19 protein-coding genes are annotated in these 21,353 nt (G+C 69.6%); 18 read left to right on the top strand and 1 reads right to left on the bottom strand.

The features are described from left to right. Positions 1 to 44 precede the first annotated feature (44 nt). The 7 genes from ACEN9J_RS15440 to ACEN9J_RS15410 all read left to right on the top strand — a co-directional run bounded on the left by ACEN9J_RS15440 (position 45) and on the right by ACEN9J_RS15410 (position 6,612). Complete coding sequence (locus tag ACEN9J_RS15440; RefSeq protein ID WP_413764504.1) at positions 45 to 866, top strand: alpha/beta fold hydrolase; 822 nt, start codon at positions 45 to 47, stop codon at positions 864 to 866. Positions 867 to 958: 92 nt separating this feature from the next. Continuing rightward, positions 959 to 1,834 carry a diaminopimelate epimerase gene (gene dapF, locus ACEN9J_RS15435; protein WP_261211344.1) on the top strand — a complete coding sequence of 292 codons (876 nt, stop codon included), beginning with the start codon at positions 959 to 961 and terminating at the stop codon, positions 1,832 to 1,834. Then, positions 1,831 to 2,532, top strand: a complete 702-nt coding sequence (locus ACEN9J_RS15430) for a DUF484 family protein (RefSeq protein WP_261211342.1) — start codon at positions 1,831 to 1,833, stop codon at positions 2,530 to 2,532. The genes dapF and ACEN9J_RS15430 overlap by 4 nt, the downstream gene beginning before the upstream one ends. Beyond that, on the top strand, positions 2,529 to 3,188 hold the full coding sequence (locus ACEN9J_RS15425; RefSeq protein WP_413764503.1) for a YdcF family protein: 660 nt from the start codon (positions 2,529 to 2,531) through the stop codon (positions 3,186 to 3,188). The genes ACEN9J_RS15430 and ACEN9J_RS15425 overlap by 4 nt, the downstream gene beginning before the upstream one ends. Beyond that, positions 3,172 to 4,218, top strand: a complete 1,047-nt coding sequence (locus ACEN9J_RS15420; RefSeq protein ID WP_413764502.1) for a tyrosine recombinase XerC — start codon at positions 3,172 to 3,174, stop codon at positions 4,216 to 4,218. Before ACEN9J_RS15425 ends, ACEN9J_RS15420 begins: the two co-directional genes overlap by 17 nt. Further along, on the top strand, positions 4,215 to 5,438 hold the full coding sequence (locus ACEN9J_RS15415) for a class I SAM-dependent rRNA methyltransferase (protein WP_413764501.1): 1,224 nt from the start codon (positions 4,215 to 4,217) through the stop codon (positions 5,436 to 5,438). The genes ACEN9J_RS15420 and ACEN9J_RS15415 overlap by 4 nt, the downstream gene beginning before the upstream one ends. A gap of 121 nt (positions 5,439 to 5,559) precedes the next feature. Further along, positions 5,560 to 6,612 carry a CobW family GTP-binding protein gene (locus ACEN9J_RS15410; protein ID WP_057597015.1) on the top strand — a complete coding sequence of 351 codons (1,053 nt, stop codon included), beginning with the start codon at positions 5,560 to 5,562 and terminating at the stop codon, positions 6,610 to 6,612. A 175-nt stretch (positions 6,613 to 6,787) separates the two neighbouring features. Here the strand turns inward: ACEN9J_RS15410 and ACEN9J_RS15405 are convergent, their stop codons facing one another. Further along, complete coding sequence (locus ACEN9J_RS15405) at positions 6,788 to 8,236, bottom strand: YdgA family protein (protein ID WP_413764500.1); 1,449 nt, start codon at positions 8,234 to 8,236, stop codon at positions 6,788 to 6,790. 362 nt (positions 8,237 to 8,598) lie between these two features. On the opposite strand from ACEN9J_RS15405, the gene dksA reads away from it, so the two are divergent. The 11 genes from dksA (at position 8,599) to mraY (ending at position 21,348) form a co-directional block, all read left to right on the top strand. Next, complete coding sequence (dksA, locus tag ACEN9J_RS15400) at positions 8,599 to 9,633, top strand: RNA polymerase-binding protein DksA (RefSeq protein WP_261211337.1); 1,035 nt, start codon at positions 8,599 to 8,601, stop codon at positions 9,631 to 9,633. A 46-nt stretch (positions 9,634 to 9,679) separates the two neighbouring features. Then, positions 9,680 to 11,341 carry an STAS domain-containing protein gene (locus ACEN9J_RS15395; RefSeq protein WP_261211336.1) on the top strand — a complete coding sequence of 554 codons (1,662 nt, stop codon included), beginning with the start codon at positions 9,680 to 9,682 and terminating at the stop codon, positions 11,339 to 11,341. Positions 11,342 to 11,399: 58 nt separating this feature from the next. After that, complete coding sequence (gene hslV / locus ACEN9J_RS15390) at positions 11,400 to 11,945, top strand: ATP-dependent protease subunit HslV (protein WP_057597019.1); 546 nt, start codon at positions 11,400 to 11,402, stop codon at positions 11,943 to 11,945. Between the two features lie 11 nt (positions 11,946 to 11,956). Next, positions 11,957 to 13,279, top strand: coding sequence for an ATP-dependent protease ATPase subunit HslU (gene hslU, locus ACEN9J_RS15385; protein WP_209542595.1), 1,323 nt, complete (start codon positions 11,957 to 11,959; stop codon positions 13,277 to 13,279). A 272-nt stretch (positions 13,280 to 13,551) separates the two neighbouring features. Continuing rightward, positions 13,552 to 13,980, top strand: a complete 429-nt coding sequence (gene mraZ, locus ACEN9J_RS15380; RefSeq protein ID WP_057597021.1) for a division/cell wall cluster transcriptional repressor MraZ — start codon at positions 13,552 to 13,554, stop codon at positions 13,978 to 13,980. Between the two features lie 8 nt (positions 13,981 to 13,988). Further along, positions 13,989 to 14,912 carry a 16S rRNA (cytosine(1402)-N(4))-methyltransferase RsmH gene (gene rsmH / locus ACEN9J_RS15375; protein ID WP_261211332.1) on the top strand — a complete coding sequence of 308 codons (924 nt, stop codon included), beginning with the start codon at positions 13,989 to 13,991 and terminating at the stop codon, positions 14,910 to 14,912. 108 nt (positions 14,913 to 15,020) lie between these two features. Next, a complete protein-coding gene (gene ftsL / locus ACEN9J_RS15370) occupies positions 15,021 to 15,386 on the top strand; it encodes a cell division protein FtsL (protein WP_057597023.1) in 366 nt (121 codons plus the stop codon). Then, complete coding sequence (locus ACEN9J_RS15365) at positions 15,383 to 17,131, top strand: peptidoglycan D,D-transpeptidase FtsI family protein (protein WP_261211331.1); 1,749 nt, start codon at positions 15,383 to 15,385, stop codon at positions 17,129 to 17,131. Before ftsL ends, ACEN9J_RS15365 begins: the two co-directional genes overlap by 4 nt. Before the next feature lie 2 nt (positions 17,132 to 17,133). Then, positions 17,134 to 18,690 (top strand): Mur ligase family protein, encoded by a 1,557-nt coding sequence (locus tag ACEN9J_RS15360; protein ID WP_413764499.1) that lies wholly within the window; start codon positions 17,134 to 17,136, stop codon positions 18,688 to 18,690. Then, positions 18,687 to 20,147 (top strand): UDP-N-acetylmuramoyl-tripeptide--D-alanyl-D-alanine ligase, encoded by a 1,461-nt coding sequence (locus tag ACEN9J_RS15355; protein ID WP_413764497.1) that lies wholly within the window; start codon positions 18,687 to 18,689, stop codon positions 20,145 to 20,147. The genes ACEN9J_RS15360 and ACEN9J_RS15355 overlap by 4 nt, the downstream gene beginning before the upstream one ends. A gap of 22 nt (positions 20,148 to 20,169) precedes the next feature. Beyond that, positions 20,170 to 21,348 carry a phospho-N-acetylmuramoyl-pentapeptide-transferase gene (gene mraY, locus ACEN9J_RS15350; RefSeq protein ID WP_057597027.1) on the top strand — a complete coding sequence of 393 codons (1,179 nt, stop codon included), beginning with the start codon at positions 20,170 to 20,172 and terminating at the stop codon, positions 21,346 to 21,348. Positions 21,349 to 21,353: the final 5 nt, after the last annotated feature.

Genomic DNA, 21,353 nt, shown 5'->3' with positions numbered 1-21,353 from the left:
CCATCTCCCTCCCGTTTCTTTCAACCCCTCACCAAGGAAAAACCATGACCACACTGACCCTTCGCGACGGCACCGAGCTCTACTACAAGGACTGGGGCAGCGGCCAGCCGATCCTGTTCAGCCACGGCTGGCCCCTGAGCGCCGACATGTGGGACAGCCAGATGCAGTTCTTCGCCGAGCGCGGCTACCGCGCCATCGCCTTCGACCGCCGCGGCTTCGGCCGCTCGAGCCAGCCCTGGACCGGCTTCGACTACGACACCTTCGCCGACGACATCGCCGAGCTGATCGAGAAGCTCGACCTGAAGAACGTGGTGCTCGCGGGCTTCTCGATGGGCGGTGGCGACGTCACGCGCTACATCGCGCGCCATGGCTCGGCGCGGGTGGCAAAGCTGGCGCTGATCAGCGCGGTCACGCCGCTGTTCATGAAGACGGCCGACCATCCGGTGGGCCCCGAGAAGTCGGTGTTCGACGGCATCCGCGCCGGCCTCGCGGCCGACCGGGCGCAGTTTCTCGACGACTTCAGCACCATCTTCTACGGCACCAACCGGCCGGGCGCGGCGGTGTCGCAGGGCGTGTTCAAGCAGACGCTGCAGATCGCGCTGCAGGCCTCGCTGAAGGCGACGATCGACTGCGTGACCGCGTTCTCCGAGACCGACTTCCGCCCCGACATGGCGAAGATCGACGTGCCCACGCTGGTGATCCACGGCGACGACGACCAGGTCGTTCCCTTCGAGGCCACGGGCAAGCTGGCGCACGAGCTGATCGCGGGCAGCCGGCTCGAGGTGTACGCGGGCGCGCCGCATGCGACCTGCACCACGCACCGCGACCGTGTGAACGCGGACCTGCTGGGCTTCGTGCAGGGCTGAGCGGGGGGCGGCCGGGCGCGGCGGCGGCGCCCGGCCGTTTTTCCTTTGGGCCCGCTGGCGCCAGGGCCGGTGCCGCTGGCGATAATCCGTCGATGCGAATCCGCTTTACCAAGATGCAGGGGGCCGGCAACGATTTCGTCGTGCTCGACGAAACGCGCGGCACGCTGGGCCTCACGGCCGCGCAGTACCGCTTCCTGGCCGACCGCCACTTCGGCGTCGGCGCCGACCAGATCCTCACGGTGCGGCCCGCGCGCGCCGCGGGCACCGACTTCCAGTACGTGATCCACAACGCCGACGGCGGCGAGGTCGAGCAGTGCGGCAACGGTGCGCGCTGCTTCATGCGCTTCGTGCGCGAGCACGGCCTGACCGACAAGGACACCGTGCGCGTCGAAACCCTGGCCGGCGTGATCGAGCCGCGCATGGGCGACGACGGCCGCGTGACGGTCGACATGGGCGCGCCGATCTTCGAACCCGAGCGCGTGCCCTTCGACACCGCCGGGCTCGATCCGCAGCCCGAGGGCGGCTGGCATACCTGGCACCTGGCGCTGGGCACGCAGGCCGAGAGCGCTATCGTTTCGGTAGCGGTGCTGTCGATGGGCAACCCGCACGCGGTGCAGCTCGTCGACGACGTCGAGACCGCGCCCGTGGCCGAGCAGGGGCCGCAGATCGAGCACCATCCGCGCTTTCCGCAGCGCGTGAACGCCGGTTTCCTGCAGGTGGTCGACCGCACGCACGTGAAGCTGCGCGTGTTCGAGCGCGGCGCGGGCGAAACCCTGGCCTGCGGCACCGGCGCCTGCGCGGCGGTGGTGGCGGGCATCCGGCTCGGGCTGCTGGACCGCCGGGTCGACGTGCAGACGCACGGCGGCATTCTCACGATCGAATGGCAGGGCGAGGGCCGGCCGGTGCTGATGACGGGCCCGGCCACCACGGTGTTCGAGGGCGACATCGAGGTGCCGGACCTGCCATGACCTCCTTCACGAACAACCAAGACGCGAACGCCATGAACCCGATCACCGAAGACGACATCGCGAACTACCTGGCGAACACGCCCGACTTCTTCGAGCGCCATGCCCAGCTGCTGGCGCAGGTGCAGCTCACCAGCCCGCACGGCAACCGCGCCGTGAGCCTGCAGGAACGCCAGGCCGAGATGCTGCGCGAGAAGATCAAGGCGCTCGAGCACCGCGTGATGGACATGGTGCGCCACGGCACCGAGAACGTGGTGATCGCCGACCGGCTGCAGCGCTGGACCGCGGGCCTCCTGACCACGCGCGACCCGCGCAGCCTGCCCTACCGCATCGCGGTCGACCTGCAGTCGCTGTTCCTGGTGCCGCAGACGGCCATCAAGGTCTGGGACTGCGGCACCGAATACCTCAACGAGGCCTATGCGCAGTGGGTCAGCGACGACGTGAAGGCGCTCGCGACCTCGCTGACCGCGCCGTACTGCGGCCTCAACGCGGGCTTCGAGGCGGCCAACTGGCTGCCCGAGCCCAATGCCGCGGCCTCGATCTCGCTGATTCCGCTGCGCGCCGAGCCCAATGCCCCGGCCTTCGGCCTGCTGGTGCTGGCCTCGCCCGACGCGCAGCGCTTCAACGCCGAGATGGGCACCGACTTCCTCGAGCGCATCGCCGAACTGGCCTCGGGCGCGCTGTCGCGGCTGCGGCCTTGATCCGTCCCGTCGCGGCGCTGGGGCGCCTGTGGCGTCGGGTGCCGCGCGTGCTGCGGATCGCGGCCTGGACGGTGTTCGGCGTCGGCATGGTCGTTTACGCGACCGCCTGGACCGTGGTGTGGCAGGGCGCGCGCGAGGCGCTCGCCAACCCGCCGCAGCGCGCGGCCGACGCCGCGCTGGTGCTCGGCAATCGCGCCTACCTGCGCGGCAAGCCCAATCCCTGCCTGACCGGGCGCGTCGACGAAGGCGTGGCCCTGGCGCGCGCCGGGCTGGCGCGCGAGCTGCTGTTCTCGGGCGGCGTCGACAGCGAGGACGGCCGCATCGAGGCCGAGGTGATGGAGCAGCATGCGCGCGCCGTGGGCCACAACGGGCCGATGCGGCAGGAGCGCGTGTCGAGCTCGACGCGGCTGAACCTCGCGCTGTCGACGCCGATGCTGCAGGCGGCCGGCGTGCGCAGCGTGATCGTGGTGTCGGAGCCCTACCACCTGTGGCGCGTGAAGCGGCTGGCGCGCAACAGCGGCTTCGACCGCGCCTTCGACGTGCAGTACGCGGCCGCGCCCTCGAGCTGCTGGCGACGCTGGGGCATGGTCTTCAAGGGCGCATTGCGCGAGCCGCTCGCGGTCGTGAACAATGCCGCGCATGGCTACCTCTTCTAGCGCGGCCGGGGCCGAGGCCCCGCCCGCCGACTCGGGCTGGATCGAGAAATACCTGGAGTACGTGCGCGTGGAGCGCCGGCTGTCGGCGCGCACGCTCGAGCTCTACAGCTACCACCTGAAGGAACTGGCGGCGAACGCGGCCGAGGCGAAGCTGCCGCTGGATCGCGTGCAGACCGCGCACGTGCGCCGCTGGATGGCGCAGCTGCATGGCTCGGGCCGCGAGCCGCGCGGCATCGCGCTGGTGCTGTCGTGCTGGCGCAGCTTCTACCGCTGGCTCGGGCACGAGAAGCTGATCGGCTTCAATCCGGTGCAGGACGTGCACGCGCCCAAGGCCGACCGTCCGCTGCCCAAGGCGCTGGGCGTGGACGACGCGGTGCGGCTGGCCGAGCTGCACGACACCGAGGCCGATCCCTGGACCGAGACCCGCGACCGCGCGATCGTCGAGGTGCTCTACGGCTGCGGCCTGCGCGTGAGCGAGCTCACGGGGCTCGACGCGCGCGCGAGCCAGACCGCGCGCGGCTGGATCGACATGGACGCCCACGAGGCCAGCGTGCTCGGCAAGGGCAGCAAGCGCCGCATGGTGCCGGTGGGCTCGAAGGCCATCGAGGCCCTGGCGGCCTGGCTCGCGGTGCGCGGCGACTGCGCGGCGCTCACGGCCGCCACCCTGCGCGAGCCGGCCGAGGCGGCGGCGCTCTTCATCAGCGCCAAGGGCGTGCGCATGTCGTCGCAGGCGGTGTGGAAGCTGCTGCGCGGGCGCAGCCTCAAGGCCGGCCTCGCGACGCCGGTGCATCCGCACATGCTGCGCCATTCCTTCGCGAGCCACGTGCTGCAGTCGAGCAGCGACCTGCGCGCGGTGCAGGACCTGCTGGGGCACGCGAACATCGCGACCACGCAGGTCTACACGCGGCTCGATTTCCAGCATCTGGCGCGCGCCTACGATGCGGCGCATCCGCGCGCGCGGGCCCGCGACGACGATGGCGGCAGTGGCAGCAGCCGTGGCGTCAAGAAAACTCCCGACAAGAAAACATGAAAACCCTCCGACTCAAGCCCGGCAAGGAGCGCTCGCTGCAGCGCCGCCATCCCTGGGTGTTCGAATCCGCCATCGCGCGCGGCGGCGCCGATGCCGGCGAGACCGTGCGCATCGAATCGCACGACGGTGCCTTCCTCGCCTGGGCGGCCTTCAGCCCCGATTCCAAGATCCGCGCGCGTGCCTGGAGCTTCGTCGAGACGCAGCGCATCGACGCGGCCTTCCTCGCGTCGGTGGTGGCGCGCGCGGTCGCGGCGCGCGGCCTGTTCGAGCTTCAGAGCGACGGCGTGCGGCTGGTGCATGGCGAGGCCGACGGCCTGCCGGGCCTGATCGTGGACCGCTACGGCGACACGCTGGTGGCGCAGTTCCTGTCGGCCGGCGTGGAGCGCTGGAAGGCCGTGCTGGCCGATGCGCTGCTGAAGGCGACGGGCCTGTCGAAGCTCTACGAGCGCTCGGACGCCAGCGGGCGCGAGCGCGAGGGGCTCAAGCCCGTGACGGGCTGGCTGCGCGGACAGGACGAGGCGACCGAGATCGTGATCCGCGAGCACGACTGGAAGCTGTCGCTGGACATCGCCACCGGCCACAAGACCGGCTTCTACCTCGACCAGCGCGACAGCCGCCGGCGCTTTGCCGAGATGGCGCGGCACCGGCGCTTCCGGCGCGTGCTCAACTGCTTCTGCTACACGGGCGGCTTCACGGTGGCGGCGCTCGCGGGCCTGAAGGCGGCGGACGCGGTGAAGGGCGCCTCGCTGGTGTCGGTCGATTCCTCGCTGCCGGCGCTGGAGCGCGCGCGCGGCCACCTGGCGCTCAACGGCTTCGACGCGGCGGCCGACGGCTTCGAGGCCGAGTTCCTCGACGCCAACGTCAACACCGTGCTGCGCGAGTTCCTCGACCAGGGGCGCAGCTTCGACGCCATCGTGCTCGATCCGCCGAAGTTCGCGCCCACGGTGGCGCATGCCGAGCGCGCCGCGCGCGCCTACAAGGACATCAACCGGCTCGCGCTCAAGCTGCTCGAGCCGGGCGGGGTGCTCCTGACCTTCTCGTGCTCGGGTGGCGTGGGCGCCGACCTGTTCCACAAGATCGTGGCCTCGGCCGGGCTCGATGCCGGCGTGGACGGCTACATCACCGAGCGCCTGGGCGCGGCGCCCGACCATCCGATGACCATCGAATTCCCCGAGGGCGAGTACCTCAAGGGGCTGGCGGTGGTACGAAAACCCGCTTGACCGTGCCGGCCGAAGGGGGCTTGGCCCCCGCGGCAACGCAACTCAGTGGCACTGGCTACACTGCCCGCCAGTTTCCCGCTTTCCGATCCATTCCATCCGTTTTCCGCTTCCGGAGCACCCCATGGCCCTGATTCCCGCCACCATCCTCACCGGCTTCCTCGGCTCGGGCAAGACGACCTTGCTCAAGCGCATCCTGACCGAGGCCCACGGCCAGAAGATCGCGGTCATCGAGAACGAGTTCGGCGAGGAGAACATCGACAGCGACATCCTCGTGACCGAATCGAAGGAGCAGATCGTGCAGATGAGCAACGGCTGCGTCTGCTGCACCATCCGCGAAGACCTGCGCGAGGCGCTGCAGCTGCTGGCCGCCAAGAAGCGCCAGGGCCTGCTGGAGTTCGACCGCGTGGTGATCGAGACCACGGGCCTGGCCGATCCCGGCCCGGTGGCGCAGACCTTCTTCATGGACGACGAGATCGCCGAGAGCTATCTGCTCGACTCGATCCTGACGCTGGTCGACGCCAAGCACGCGCCGCAGCAGCTCAACGACCGCCAGGAGGCGCGCCGCCAGGTGGGCTTCGCCGACCAGATCTTCATCAGCAAGAGCGAGCTGGTGTCGGCCGAGGAGACCGAGGCGCTGATCCATCGCCTCAAGCACATGAACCCGCGCGCGCCGCAGCAGAAGGCGCATTTCGGCGACGTGCCGCTCAAGGACATCTTCGACCTGCGCGGCTTCAACCTGAACGCCAAGCTCGACATCGACCCCGACTTCCTGAAGGAAGACGACCACGACCATCACGACCATGACCACGCGCATGGCGAGCACTGCGACCATCCCTCGCACAAGCACGAGGGCCATGGCCACCATCACCACACGGACGACGACGTCAAGAGCTTCGTCTACAAGGCCGACCGCGCCTTCGACCCGGCCAAGCTGGAAGACTTCCTGGGCGCGATCGTCAACATCTACGGCCCGCGCATGCTGCGCTACAAGGGCGTGCTGAACATGAAGGGTACCGAACGCAAGGTGATCTTCCAGGGCGTGCACCAGCTGATGGGCAGCGACCTCGGTCCCGAATGGGGCAAGGACGAGCAGCGCGAGAGCCGCATGGTGTTCATCGGCATCGAGCTGCCGCGCGAGATTCTCGAGCAGGGGCTCGAGCAGTGCCTGGTATGACAAGGTATGAATAAACCTACTGCGCGCCCCGATCTCGCACCTGCGGTCCTCACCGTACAAGGTACGGCTCCGGTCCTCGGCGCGACCTCGGGGCGCTCGCTACGGTTTCTTCACACCTTGTGAGCTGAAGGTCCCGAATGAAGAAAAGGCGCCGGCCGCGAGGCCCGGCGCCTTTTTACTTGGCGGGCAGCTCGACGGGCTTGCCGATCAGCTTGAGCTGGCCGCCGCTGAATTCGACCTGGCTCGTCACGTCGTCGCCCGCGCGCTTGAGGTAGCCCTGTTGCTCGAACTGTTCGATCATCAGCGCGGCCATTTCGGGGGACGCGGCCTGGTCGCCGCTCGCGGTCCCGGCGATCTTCTCGATCCATTTCACCGGCAGCCGCGCGTCGGCCTTGAGCACGCCGCGCTTGAGCATCAGCGCGCTACCGGGCAGCTGCAGGTCCTCCTCGGTCACGCCGGCCATGGCGGCCGAATAGCTGAACTCGGCGCGCTGGCCATCGATCTCGAGCCGCAGCCGGTCGAGGCCGATCTCGGGGCCGTGGCTGGCCATGGTCTTGAGGTCGGGCGCGACCCGGTCGAGCAGCGCACGCAGCGCGGCCTGCGAGGCCTTGCCGCCGCGGATGCAGCCGTTGGCGGCGGCCGAGCGGGTCCAGATCTCGGCCAGCTTGCGGTAGGCGCCGACGTCGATGCGGCGCATGCTGCTGACCATCTCGAAGTCGTCGATGCGCGTCGCGCCGACCGAGCCCGTGCCCTTGAAGGTGGCGGTGCCGGCGTAGAGGCCGTTCTCGATGGTGGCGTCGCTGGCGGCGTCGAGGCCCTGCAGCACGATGGCGGGGAAGGGCCTGGCGGGGGCGGCGTCGGGATCGGCCTTCCTGCCGGTCGCCGTGAATTCCAGCGCCTCGAGCCGGCCCGTGCTCTTGCCGGTGGCCAGCATCCAGCCGTGACGGATGTCGAGGTCGGCCCGGGCGCCGAGCTTGCCCATCTTGAGGTTGACGCCGTTGCGCAGGTCCGCGGCCTCGAAGCCGGGCAGGGCGAGTTCGTAGTGCGCCTCGGTGCGCGCGCCGTCGACCCGTACGCGCAGTTGCGCGCCCTGCCAGGAGACGCGGGTCCTGTCCTCGTCGACGAACTGGCCGGGCGCGAGCGCGATCTCGCTGGCGTAGCCGCCGTCGAAGCCGACCCGGGTACGGGCGCTGAACGGCCGGGCGTCGCCGAACACCTTCCTGGCCTCGGCCTGGCCCTTGACGTCGAGCCGCAGTTCGCTGTCGATGGTGGCCGCGGCCAGGCTGCCGCCGGCCAGCGGGCCGTGGCGGACGGTGTCGCGAAAGCTCAGGCGCAGCGGCTTGGCCGGGGCTGGCGCGGCGTCCTCGCCGTCGTCGTCTTCCGAGGCTTCGGGCCGCGCGGCATCGGCCGGGCAGCCCAGTTCCAGCGTCACGGTGCTGACCGCGCCGAGGAAACCGCGCTCGTAGCCGCGCTCGACCACGCGCACCAGCGCGGTCTGCTCCGGCAGTTCCGCGAAGGCGTTGTCATAGACGGATTTCACCTTGTTGCCGGCCCACCAGGTGCTGCCGGCATAGGCCAGCGCGATCGCGGCGGCCAGGACTCCCAGGACGGTCTTCTTGCTCAAGTTCGGCTTTCTTGTAGGGGTATCCGGGGCCATGAGACCCCTGGCGCCGGCCCTCCGCCGGCGCGGCGCGATGCTACCGGAGCGCCGTGGGGGTCAAACGCATCGCCCGCGCATTCGAGTTCTCTATACAATCGCGCGCCTGTTGAAAACGCCAGGTCCCCCCGCAAGGGGGCGGCAGGGGTCGACGACAGGAGGGCGCCGCATGTTTGCGGCGGGCTTTCGGGGGTATAACCCCGGGGTTCGCCGACCGGCGGATGCCCTCGACAACGTGGAGCCCGCGCGGCCGACCAGGTCCGCAGTGGCTCCCATGGGAGGAGACACCAGTGAAAGCGCGTTCCAGTTCGTCCAAGGAGCCAGTCACCGTGAAGAAGCCCGCCGCCAAGGCCACGCCAGCATCCAGGACCGACGCCACCAAGGCGACGGCCGCGAAGCCGGCTGTACCGGCGGCCAAGAAAGCATCTTCCGCGACGGCGACCGTGGCGAAGAAGGAAGGCGCCGCAGCGAAGAGCGTCAAGACAGAGAAGACCGCAACGCCCACGGCCAAGGCCGCGAGCGCAACGGCGAAGAAAGCAGTTCATCCCGCCACCAAGCCTGCCAGCGAGCCGGCGGCAAGCGTCCCGGCCAAGAGCGCGAGCAAGACAGCCAAAGCGGGTCCATCGTCCACCAAACCCGTCGGCCCGCGTGCCGTTTCACCTGTTCCCTCGATCCCCATGAAAAAAACGGCTGCCGCCTCTTCCCCCGCCCCGGCGACACCTTCGACCCCCGAGCCCGAAGTCGCCACGGCAACGGCCGCGCCCGCTCCCGCCCGCGGCGGCCGGGTGTCCCGCCTGTCGCAACTCACGGTGCCCTCGATGCCGCAATCGGTGGCATCGACCGCCGCCAAGTCCAGCTTTATCCAGACCGCCTCGCAGGCGCTGGTGCCGCCTCCCCCCGTGAATGTGAAGAAAGATCCGAAGTTGGCCAACAACTGGAAGACCAAGTCCGTCGAAGAACTCAGCGATGCCGAAGTCATCGCGATGCCTGATTCCGAGTACATGAACGAAAAGCAGATGGCGTTCTTCCGCCTGAAGCTCGTCGAACTCAAGCGCGGCATTCTCGAGAATGCCGGCGAAACCACCGAGCACCTGCGTGAAGACACGGTGGTCGTGCCCGATCCGGCCGACCGCGCCACCATCGAGGAAGAGCATGCCCTCGAACTGCGCACCCGCGACCGCGAACGCAAGCTGCTGAAGAAGATCGAGCAGTCGATCCAGCGCATCGACGCCGGCGACTACGGCTACTGCGACGAAACCGGCGAGCCGATCGGCGTCGGCCGCCTGCTGGCCCGCCCGACCGCCACGCTGTCGCTCGAAGCGCAGCAGCGCCGCGAGCTCAAGCAGAAGATGTTCGGGGACTGAGCGCCGGTTCTCCGGCCCGGCCCCGACCGTCGTCCATCGCCCGCGAATGCCAAAGGAAGAAACGGGCCGCCTGCTCTCCAAGGTGGCGAAGTTCGTCCGCAATCCGCTCAAGGATTGGTCGGAGCTGGACAACCCCCCCTCGAATTCGAACGCTTCCGACTCCTCGCTGCCCGACCCGGCCTACAGCCGGGAAATGCTCAAGGAGATGATCGAGCGGCGCCAGCGCAACGATTTCGTGCGCCGGCGCGAGTTCGACATGCTGCGCAAGCTGCGCCAGCGCGAGGCCGCCGCCCACGCCTTCGACGCGACGGTCACGCCGTCGTCGTTCAACATCAACAGTACCTCGGAGAAATCCGAGGGCCGCGCGCTCACGCTCAAGAAGATCGACGAGATCGAGGAGCAGATGTCGCAGCAGTGGTGGAAGGGGCGCGGGCCGAACGGCGAGACGCTGGTCAAGTCGCCGCCCGACGCGGGCGCCGAGACGCTGGCGCCGGCGGACACCGACGCGCTGCTCGAGCCGCCCTCCCGGCCGGTGCCCGCACCGGTGGCGCCCGCGGCCGTGGCCACGGCCTCGCCGAGCGGCAGCCACATGGCGAGCCGGCTCGCGCAGGACGGCGCGCTCGAGGAGGCGGTGATCCGCTTCGCGCACGGCGATGACGTCGGTGCCGAGGCGATCCTGCTGCAGGCGCTGGCCTCCGAGGGCGCAAGCGGCACCGATGAGACCCATGCCGCGACGGTCGAGCGCGACGACGCCCGCTGGCGCGCGCTGTTCGACCTCTACCGCGCCACCGGCGACGCCGCCAAGTTCGCGGCCGCGCGCATGCGCTATGCCCAGCGCATGCGGCGCATGGGCCCCGACTGGGTGGCCCTCGACGAACTGGCGCGCAGCGTGAAAGCGGTGGCGGCCAGCGAGGAGGGCGACAGCGCCCCCGCCGAAGGCGCCGCCGACTGGGCCGCGCCGGCGAAGCTGGGGCGCGATGGCCTGGTGGCGCTCACCCGGGCGCTGTCGCAGGCCGGCTCGGTCTGGACGCTCGACTGGCGCGCGCTGGGCGCGATCGGCTCCGATGCCGCGGCGCCGCTGCGCGTGCTGTTCGCGCACTGGGCCGATTCGCCGGTCAAGCTGCGCTTCATCGGCGCGGCGCAGTTGCTGGCGGTGCTGGCCGAGTCCGCGCCCAACAACGAGCGCGGCATCGACGACGTCTGGTGGCAGCTGCACATGGCCGCGCTGCGCCTGATGCACCTGCCCGACGACTTCGAGCTGGTGGCGCTCAACTACTGCATCACCTACGAGGTGTCGCCGCCGTCCTGGCAGGACCCGCGCGGCGAATACAGTGCCGTGGCCGCGCCGGTGTCCACGCCGTCGCGCATGGGCTCGGTCTGGTCGCTGCTGTCGGTGGGCGGCGAGTCCGAGAGCTTCCCCTCGGCCGGCAGCGGCTTCGCCGCGCTCGCGGGCGACCTGCGCGGCGAGGCGCCCTCGAACCTGCAGCGGCTCGACGCCGACCTGCGCGGGGGCACCGCGCCCGTGATCTCCTGCGCCGCGCTGCTGCGCATGGACCTGGCCGCGGCCGGCGCGCTGCTGGGCTGGGTGCGCGAGCGCGACGCCAAGGGCGAGCGGGTGCAGTTCGTCGATGCGCACCGGCTGATCGCGACCCTGTTCGGCCTGGTGGGCATCGCCGACCACGCGACGGTCGCGGTGCGCAAGAACTAGGCTTCCAAGCCGCCCTGCGCGGACTTGCATTGCCCCGTCCAGGCCCCAGATGGCTGCGATGGAACAATTTCACGGCACCACCATCGTGAGCGTGCGCCGCAAGACCCCCCAGGGCGACCAGGTCGCCATCGGCGGGGACGGGCAGGTCACACTCGGAAACATCGTCATCAAGGGCACGGCGCGCAAGGTGCGGCGGCTCTATCACGGCAAGGTGCTGGCCGGCTTCGCCGGCGCCACGGCCGACGCCTTCACCCTGTTCGAGCGCTTCGAGGCCAAGCTCGAGAAGCACCAGGGCCACCTGTCGCGTGCCGCGGTCGAACTGACCAAGGACTGGCGCACCGACCGCGTGCTGCGCCGCCTCGAGGCCATGCTGGCGGTGGCCGATGCCACCACCTCGCTGATCATCACCGGCAACGGCGACGTGCTGGAGCCCGAGAACGGCGTCATCGCCATCGGTTCGGGCGGTGCCTACGCCCAGTCGGCGGCCAAGGCGCTGCTCGACAACACCGAGCTCACGGCCGAGCAGATCGTGAAGAAATCGCTGGAGATAGCGGGCGAACTCTGCATTTACACGAACATGAACCACACCGTCGAGACGCTCTGAGGCCCGCCACCATGTCCATGACCCCCCAGGAAATCGTCTCCGAGCTCGACAACCACATCGTCGGCCAGCCGCAGGCCAAGCGCGCCGTGGCCATCGCCCTGCGCAACCGCTGGCGCCGCCAGCAGGTCGACGACAAGCTGCGCGCCGAGATCACGCCCAAGAACATCCTCATGATCGGCCCCACGGGCGTGGGCAAGACCGAGATCGCGCGCCGCCTCGCGCGGCTGGCCGACGCGCCCTTCATCAAGGTCGAGGCCACCAAGTTCACCGAGGTGGGCTACGTCGGCAAGGACGTCGACTCGATCATCCGCGACCTGGCCGAGATCGCCGTCAAGCAGACCCGCGAGGCCGAGAGCGCCAAGGTGCGCGCGCGCGCCGAGGACGCGGCCGAGGAGCGCATCCTCGACGTGCTGCTGCCGCCCGCGCGGCTGGCCGACGGTACCGCGCCCGACAGCGGCAACGCCACGCGCCAGGCCTTCCGCAAGAAGCTGCGCGAGCACCAGCTCGACGACAAGGAGATCGAGATCGACCTGGTCGAGACGCGCGCGCCGCTCGAGATCATGGGCCCCGCCGGCATGGAGGAGATGGCCGAGCAGCTCAAGGGCATGTTCGGCCAGATGGGCCAGGGCAAGCGCAAGACGCGCAAGCTCAAGATCGCCGAGGCGATGCGTTTCCTGATCGACGAGGAGGCGGCCAAGCTGGTGAACGAGGACGAGATCCGCACCCAGGCGATCGCCAACGCCGAGCAGAACGGCATCGTGTTCATCGACGAGATCGACAAGGTCGCCACGCGCAGCGAGGCGCAGGGTACCGACGTCTCGCGCCAGGGCGTGCAGCGCGACCTGCTGCCGCTGGTCGAGGGCACGGCCGTGAGCACCAAGTACGGCGTGGTGCGCACCGACCACATGCTGTTCATCGCGAGCGGCGCCTTCCACCTGAGCAAGCCCAGCGATCTGATTCCCGAGCTGCAGGGGCGCTTCCCGATCCGCGTCGAGCTGCAGTCGCTCTCGGTGGCGGACTTCGAGAGCATCCTCACGCAGACCCGCGCCTCGCTCGTGAAGCAGTACCAGGCGCTGCTGGCCACCGAGGGCGTCACGCTCGACTTCACGCCCGAGGGCGTGACCCGTCTCGCGAGCATCGCCTTCGAGGTCAACGAGCGCACCGAGAACATCGGCGCGCGCCGCCTGTCGACGGTGATGGAGCGTCTTCTCGATGAAGTAAGCTTCGACGCGGCCCGTCTCGAGGGCCAGACGATCCGCATCGATGCCGCCTACGTGGACCAGCGCCTGGCGGCACTAAGTCACGACGAAGACCTGTCGCGCTTCATCCTCTGAAGTCGCCGCCCTTGCCCCTGTTACAGGGGCAATGCTTCACGCATCACATTCACTGCGTGAGCTAAGTCCTTCTTCCTCAACGAAATTCGCCGATTCCAAAATCTTGGAATCGGCGCTAAGTCGTTGATTCCATTACAAAAAATACCCCGCACGCCTGGTTGCGCCGGAAGTGTTTCCTGCTACAGTGCAAAAAAGTGCAGTTAAGTGGGAAAAAGTGCGAGTAGTGTGCCCTTCGGGCGCTGCGGCCTTCCCACCACAGGGGTTTCTCGGTCGTGTTTCAAGGCGCGTCATCGCTCAGTCTGGATGCCAAGGGGCGGCTTTCGGTGCCGACCCGGCATCGCGACGTCCTGAGCGCCACGGCGGGCGGCCAGCTCACGATCACCAAGCACCCCCATGGCTGCCTGATGGTGTTCCCGCGCCCGGAATGGGAGAAGTTCCGCGAGCGGATCGCCGCGCTGCCGATGTCGGCGCAGTGGTGGAAGCGGGTGTTCCTCGGCAACGCGATGGACGTCGAGATGGACGGCACCGGCCGCATCCTCGTGTCGCCCGAACTGCGTGCGGCCACGGGCATCACGCGCGACACCCTGCTGCTGGGCATGGGCAACCATTTCGAACTCTGGGACAAGGCCACCTACGAGGCCAAGGAGGCCGAGGCCACCCAGGGCGAAATGCCGGATGTGTTTCAGGACTTCGCGTTCTGAGGGGCATCGTGAATACCGCATGGACCCACACGACCGTTCTTCTGGACGAAGCGGTCGAAGCCCTTCTCGCAGGTCAGACGGCCGCGCCCGGCACCTTCGTGGACGCGACCTTCGGCCGGGGCGGGCATTCGCGCGCGATCCTCGCGCGGCTGGCGCCGGAAGGCAGGTTGATTGCCTTCGACAAGGATGCGGAAGCGGTGACCGAAGCAGCGCGCATCTCGGATGCGCGTTTTTCCATCCGGCACCAGGGATTTCGTTCGCTGGGCGAGCTGCCCGGCGCGAGCGTGGCGGGTGTGCTGCTGGACCTGGGCGTGAGCTCGCCGCAGATCGACAACCCGGCGCGCGGTTTCAGTTTTCGTTTCGACGGCCCGCTCGACATGCGCATGGACACCACGCGCGGCGAGAGCGTGGCCGAGTGGCTGGCAACGGCAGAACTCCAACAAATTGCAGAGGTGATCCGTGACTATGGCGAAGAACGGTTTGCTGTTCAGATTGCAAAGGCGATTGTTGCTCGCAGACAAGAACGGGGCGCAATTTCAACCACCACCGAACTGGCCGAGCTCGTGGCTGGCACGGTCAAAACCCGCGAGCCGGGCCAGAACCCTGCAACGCGCACATTTCAGGCTCTTCGGATTTTCATCAACGCCGAGCTTGAAGAGCTGCAACAGGCGCTAGAGGCGAGCCTGTCGGTGCTGCAACCCGGCGGCCGGCTCGCGGTGATCAGTTTCCATTCGCTCGAAGACCGGATCGTGAAGCAGTTCATCGCGAAGCACTCGAAGGAGGTCTACGACCGCCGCGCGCCGTTCGCGGCGCCGAAGGCGATGCGGCTGCGCGCGCTCGAGCGCATCAAGCCCTCCGAGGCCGAGGTCGACGGCAATCCGCGCTCGCGCAGCGCGATCCTGCGCGTGGCCGAACGAACGGAGACGCCATGACACGGCTCCGCGTCCACGGCCTCGGCCGCCCGATTTCCAGCCGCCGCATCCCGGGCGGCTTCGTGCCTTCTGCGCCCGCCATGCGCGGCGAACGGGGAGGCCGCTGAGATGGCACGCCTGAACCTGCTGCTGCTGCTGTCCGTGATCGCCACGGCGCTCTACCTCGTGCACACGCAATACCTCTCGCGCCAGCTCTACACCGAGCTCGACCGCACGATGCAGGAGACGCGCCGGCTCGAGCTCGACCACGACCGGCTGCAGGTCGAGAAGCGCGCGCAGGCCACGCCGCTGCGCGTGGAGAAGCTCGCGAAAGAGCAGCTGCAGATGCGCACCACCTCGCCGGCCATCACGCAGTACGTGCGTCCCGACGGCAGCGTGATCCCGGCCGTGGTCGCACCGCCGCCCGCACCACCCGTCAACAAGCCGGCCGCCAACAAGCCGGCCGCCGCCGCAGCCGCAAGGGGGCAGCGATGAGCCGCCGCAGCGTGCGCTACACCACCAGCCCCCTGCTGGCGAGCAAGACGCCGGTGTGGCGCAGCAAGTTCATCGTCGGCGGCATCGCGCTGGGCTTCGTCGTGCTCGCGGGCCGCGCGGCCTACGTGCAGGTGTTCGGCAACAGCTTCTTCCAGCGCCAGGGCGAGGTGCGCTTCGCGCGCACGCTCGAGCTGCCGGCCAACCGCGGCCGCATCCTCGACCGCAACGGCCTGATCCTCGCGTCGAGCGTGGTGGCGCCCAGCATCTGGGCCATTCCCGAGGACGTGGAACGCGACGATCCCGAGGTGCGCGCCAAGCTCAAGCAGGTGGCCAAGCTGCTCGAGATGCCGCAGAAGGACTTCGACAAGAAGCTCGAGGACGAGGACAAGACCTTCGTCTGGATCAAGCGCCAGGTCGACGAGCCGATCGCCAAGCAGATCGCCGCGATGAACCTCAAGGGCATCTACCAGCGCAAGGAATACAAGCGCCAGTACCCCGAGGGCGAGGCCGCCGCGCACGTGGTGGGCTTCACCAACGTCGAGGACAGCGGCCAGGAAGGCATCGAGCTCGCGTTCGACAAGGACCTGGCCGGCAAGGCCGGCTCGCGCCGCGTGATCAAGGACCGCCTGGGTCGCGTGGTCGAGGGCGTGGGCGAGCAGGTGCCGCCGCTCGACGGCAAGGACATCCAGCTCAGCGTCGACAGCAAGGTGCAGTTCTTCGCCTACCAGAAGCTGCGCGACGCCGTGACCGCGCGCAAGGCCAAGGCCGGCAGCGTGGTGGTGCTCGACGCCGTCACCGGCGAGGTGCTGGCGCTGGCCAACTACCCGAGCTACGTGCCCGACAAGCGCCAGAACCTCACGGGCGAGCAGCTGCGCAACCGCGCGATGACCGACACCTTCGAGCCCGGCTCGACCATGAAGCCGATCACCGTGGCGATGGCGCTGGAGGCCGGCCGGGTCAAGCCCACGACGCCGATCGAGACCGCGCCGGGGCGCTACCAGCTCGGCGGCTTCACCATCAGCGATACCCACAACTACGGCACGCTGACGGTCGAGGGCGTGATCCAGAAGTCGAGCAACGTCGGCGCGCTCAAGATCGCGCAGAAGATGACCCCGCACGAGATGTGGGACACCTACACGGCGCTCGGCTACGGACAGAAGCCGCAGATCCAGTTCCCCGGCGCGGTCACCGGCCGGCTGCGGCCCTGGAAGACCTGGAAGCCGGTCGAGCAGGCCACCATGGCCTACGGCTACGGCCTGTCGGCCTCGCTGTTTCAAATGGCACATTCGTACACCGCGTTCGCGCACGATGGCGCGATCATTCCGGCGACGATCCTCAAGAACACCGAGCCGCCGGCCGGCGTGCGCGTCTTCTCGCCGTCGAACGCGCTCGCGGTGCGCAAGATGCTGCAGATGGCCGCGGGCCCGGGCGGCACCGGCACGCGCGCGCAGACGGTCGGCTACTCGGTCGGCGGCAAGTCGGGCACGGCCCACAAGCAGGTCGGCAAGGGCTACGCGAGCAACAAGTACCGCGCCTGGTTCACCGGCATGGCGCCGATCGAGAAGCCGCGCATCATCGTCGCGGTGATGATCGACGAGCCGACCGACGGCCAGTACTTCGGCGGCCTGGCCGCGGCGCCCGTGTTCAGCGAGGTCGTGCAGCAGACGCTGCGCATGATGAACGTGCCGCCCGACCTGGCGGTCAAGCCCCTGGTGATGACCCAGGGCGTGGACGAGAGCTTCTGAGCATGCTGACCTTCACCTCCCCCCCACTGGCCGCGGCCTGGCTCAAGGAGCGGGTGCCGCAGGGCGCGCTGCATGCCGACAGCCGCTCGGTCGGCGCGGGCGACGTGTTCGTCGCCTGGCCCGGCGCCGCGACCGACGGCCGCAAGCACGTGGCGGCGGCGCTGGCGCGGGGCGCGGCGGCCTGCCTGGTCGAGCACGAGGGCGTCGAGGCCTTCGGCTTCGACGGCGACGAGCGCATCGTCAGCTATCCCGGCCTCAAGGCCGCCACCGGCCCGATCGCCGCGGCCTTCTACGACCATCCCTCGGCCCGGCTCGACCTGCTGGCCGTGACCGGCACCAACGGCAAGACCTCCACTGCCTGGTGGCTGGCCGAATCGCTGTCGACCCTGCGGCCGGCCGGCGGCGTGCGCCCGATGCGGCCCGACGGCACCGTGCAGCGCGATGCGCCCTCGCCGTGCGCCGTGATGGGCACGCTGGGCATCGGCGTGCCGCCCGAGCTGACCTACACCGGCCTCACCACGCCCGATCCCGTGATGATGCAGCGCGAGCTGCGCGCGCTGGTCGAGCGCGGCTTCGGCGCCTGCGCCATCGAGGCCTCGTCGATCGGCATCGCCGAGCGCCGGCTCGACGGTGCCCGGATCGCGGTGGCCGTGTTCACCAATTTCACGCAGGACCACCTCGACTACCACGGCAGCATGGATGCCTACTGGCAGGCCAAGGCCGAGCTGTTCCGCTGGCCCGGCCTGCGCGCCGCGGTGATCAACATCGACGACACCCATGGCGCCAGCCTGTGCGCGAACCTGATCGATGCCGGCGTCGGCGCGCTCGACGTCTGGACCGTGTCGGCCGACGGCAACCCGGCGCGCCTGATGGCGCGCGACATCGGCTACGACGCCCAGGGCCTGCAGTTCTCGGTCGCCGAGCACGGCACCGCGGCCGTCGAGCGCGTGGCGACCGGCCTGATCGGCCAGTACAACGTGGCCAACCTGCTCGGCGTGCTCGGCACGCTGCGCGCGCTGGGCCTGACGCTCGCGCAGGCCGTGGCGGCGTGCGCGAACCTGAGCAGCGTGCCGGGCCGCATGGAGCGCGTGGGCACCGGGGCCGGCGTGCCGCTCGCGGTGGTCGACTACGCCCACACGCCCGACGCCATCGACAAGGCGCTGGCCGGCCTGCGCCCGCTCGCGCAGCAGCGCGGCGGCAAGCTGTGGTGCGTGTTCGGCTGCGGCGGCGACCGCGATCCGATCAAGCGTCCGATGATGGCCGCCGTGGCCGAACGCCAGGCCGACCACGTCGTGGTGACCAGCGACAACCCGCGCGGCGAGAAGCCCGACGCGATCATCGCGCAGGTGCTGCGCGGCTTCGCGCGGCCCGAGCATGCGCGCGTGCAGGTCGACCGCGCCCTCGCCATCGCCGACACGATCGCGCAGGCCGCGCCCGAGGACGTGGTGCTGATCGCCGGCAAGGGCCACGAGGCCTGGCAGGAGATCGCGGGCCAGCGCCTGCCCTTCTCCGATCGCAGCCATGCGCACGACGCGCTCGAGAAGCGGAGGGGTGCATGAGCGACACCACCTCCCTCGCGCTGACGCTGGCGCAACTGCAGCAGTGGATTCCGGCCGCGCGCCTCGTCGGCGATCCCGCGACCGTGATCGCGCGCGTGCACACCGACACCCGCACCCTGGCCGCGGGCGACCTGTTCGTCGCCCTCAAGGGCGAGCGCTTCGATGCCAACGACTTCCTGCCGCAGGCGCGTGCCAGCGGCGCAATGGCCGCGGTCGCGCACGGCGGCCTCGAGGCCGCGGGCCTGGCCGGCCTCGAGGTGCCCGACACCCTGGTGGCGCTCGGCGCCATCGGCGCGCACTGGCGCGCGCAGTTCTCGCTGCCGCTGATCGCGGTGACGGGCAGCAACGGCAAGACCACCGTCACCCAGATGATCGCGGCCATCCTGATGGCCTCGAAGCCCGAGCGCGCGCTCGCGACCGCCGGCAACTTCAACAACGAGATCGGCGTGCCGCTGACCCTGCTGCGCCTGCGCGCGCAGCACCAGCGCGCGGTGGTCGAGCTCGGCATGAACCACCCGGGCGAGATCGCGCGGCTGGCCGCTATCTCGCGCCCGACCATCGCGCTGGTGAACAACGCCCAGCGCGAGCACCAGGAGTTCATGGTCAGCGTCGAGGCCGTGGCGGTCGAGAACGCCGCCGTGTTCGCGGCGCTGCCCGACGACGGCACGGCCGTGTTCCCGCACGGCGACGAGTTCACCACGCTGTGGAGCGACATGGCGCGCGACGGCGCCGCGCGCCGCTGCCTCACCTTCGGCGAGCACGACGATGCCGACATCGGGCTCGAGCACGCCGAATGGACGCAGGGCGCCTGGCAGGTGCGCGTGCGCACGCCGCTCGGCGGCTTCGCCACGCGGCTGCGCATCGCGGGCCGCCACAACGTGATCAATGCGCTCGCGGCCACCGCCTGCGCGCTGGCCGCGGGCGTGTCGCTCGACACCATCGCGGCCGGCCTCGATGCCTTCGAGCCGGTCAAGGGCCGTTCCAAGGCCAGCGCGCTCGCGCTGGCCGGCGGCCGCGCCATCACGCTGGTCGACGACAGCTACAACGCCAACCCCGACTCGGTGCGCGCCGCGATCGACGTGCTCGCCGCGCTGCCGGGCCCGCGCCTGCTGGTGCTGGGCGACATGGCCGAGGTCGGCGAGCGTTCGGACGAATTCCATGCCGAGGTCGGCGACTGGGCGCGCCAGCGCGGCATCGAGACCGTCTACACGCTCGGCAGCGCCTCCGAGCACAGCATCGCCGCCTTCCAGCGGGGCGATGCGGCCACGGTCGGCGGCGGACGCCATTTCGAGGACATCGACACCCTGAACGCCGCGGTGCTCGCGCGGCTGCCGCTGGTCGGCAGCGTGCTGGTCAAGGGCTCGCGCTCCATGAAGATGGAACGCGTGGTCCAGGCCATCGCGGCGCAGGGTGCGACCCCGCAGACACAACCACAACAAGAAGGAGGCCGTCCCTGATGCGGGGGCGGTGCGCAATTTCATGTTCATGAGCCTGGCCCAATGGCTGCAGACCCTCTCGCCGGAACTCGGGTTCCTGCGGGTGTTCCAGTACCTGACCTTCCGCGCGCTGATGGCGGCGCTGACCGCGCTCGTGGTCGGCCTCGTGGCCGGTCCGTACGTGATCCGGCGCCTGACCGCGCTGAAGATCGGCCAGCCGGTGCGCGGCTACGCGATGGAGACCCACCTGAGCAAGAGCGGCACGCCCACCATGGGCGGCGTGCTGGTGCTGTTCGCGATCGCCTTCGCCACCATCCTGTGGTTCGACCTCTCGAACCGCTTCGTCTGGATCGTGCTGTGGGTCACGCTGGGCTTCGGAGCGATCGGCTGGGTCGACGACTGGCGCAAGGTGGTGCACAAGGACCCCGAGGGCATGCGCTCGCGCGAGAAGTACTTCTGGCAATCGGTGGTGGGGCTGCTCGCGGCCTTCTACCTGCTGTTCAGCATCTCGGAGAGCTCGAACTGGCGCGTGCTGCAGCTGTTCTTCGCCTGGGTGCAGTCGGGCTTCGACCTCGACTTCCCGCCCAAGATCAACCTGCTGGTGCCCTTCTTCAAGGAAGTCAGCTATCCGCTGGGCGGCATCGGCTTCGTGATCCTGACCTACCTGGTGATCGTGGGCGCGAGCAACGCGGTGAACCTCACCGACGGCCTCGACGGCCTGGCGATCATGCCGGTGGTGATGGTGGGCTCGGCGCTGGGCGTGTTCGCCTACGTGACCGGCAGCGCGGTCTACTCGAAGTACCTGCTGTTCCCGAACATCCCGGGTTCGGGCGAGCTGCTGGTGTTCTGCTCGGCGATGGCCGGCGCGGGCCTGGCCTTCCTCTGGTTCAACACCCATCCGGCGCAGGTCTTCATGGGCGACGTGGGCGCGCTCGCGCTCGGCGGCGCGCTGGGCACCATCGCGGTCATCGTGCGCCAGGAGATCGTGTTCTTCATCATGGGCGGTATCTTCGTGGTCGAGGCGATCTCGGTGATGGCCCAGGTCACCTACTTCAAGTACACGAAGAAGCGCTTCGGCGAGGGCCGCCGCGTGCTCAAGATGGCGCCGCTGCACCACCACTTCGAGAAGAGCGGCTGGCGCGAGACGCAGGTCGTGGTGCGCTTCTGGATCATCACGATGCTGCTGTGCCTCGTGGGCCTGTCGACGCTGAAGCTGCGCTGAGAGAC

Origin of the sequence: Variovorax sp. Varisp41 (genome assembly GCF_047325085.1) — a bacterium.
Taxonomy (GTDB): domain Bacteria; phylum Pseudomonadota; class Gammaproteobacteria; order Burkholderiales; family Burkholderiaceae_C; genus Variovorax.
The sequence above is the reverse complement of the archived record's forward strand: the minus strand, read 5'-3'. Positions and strand labels throughout refer to the sequence as shown.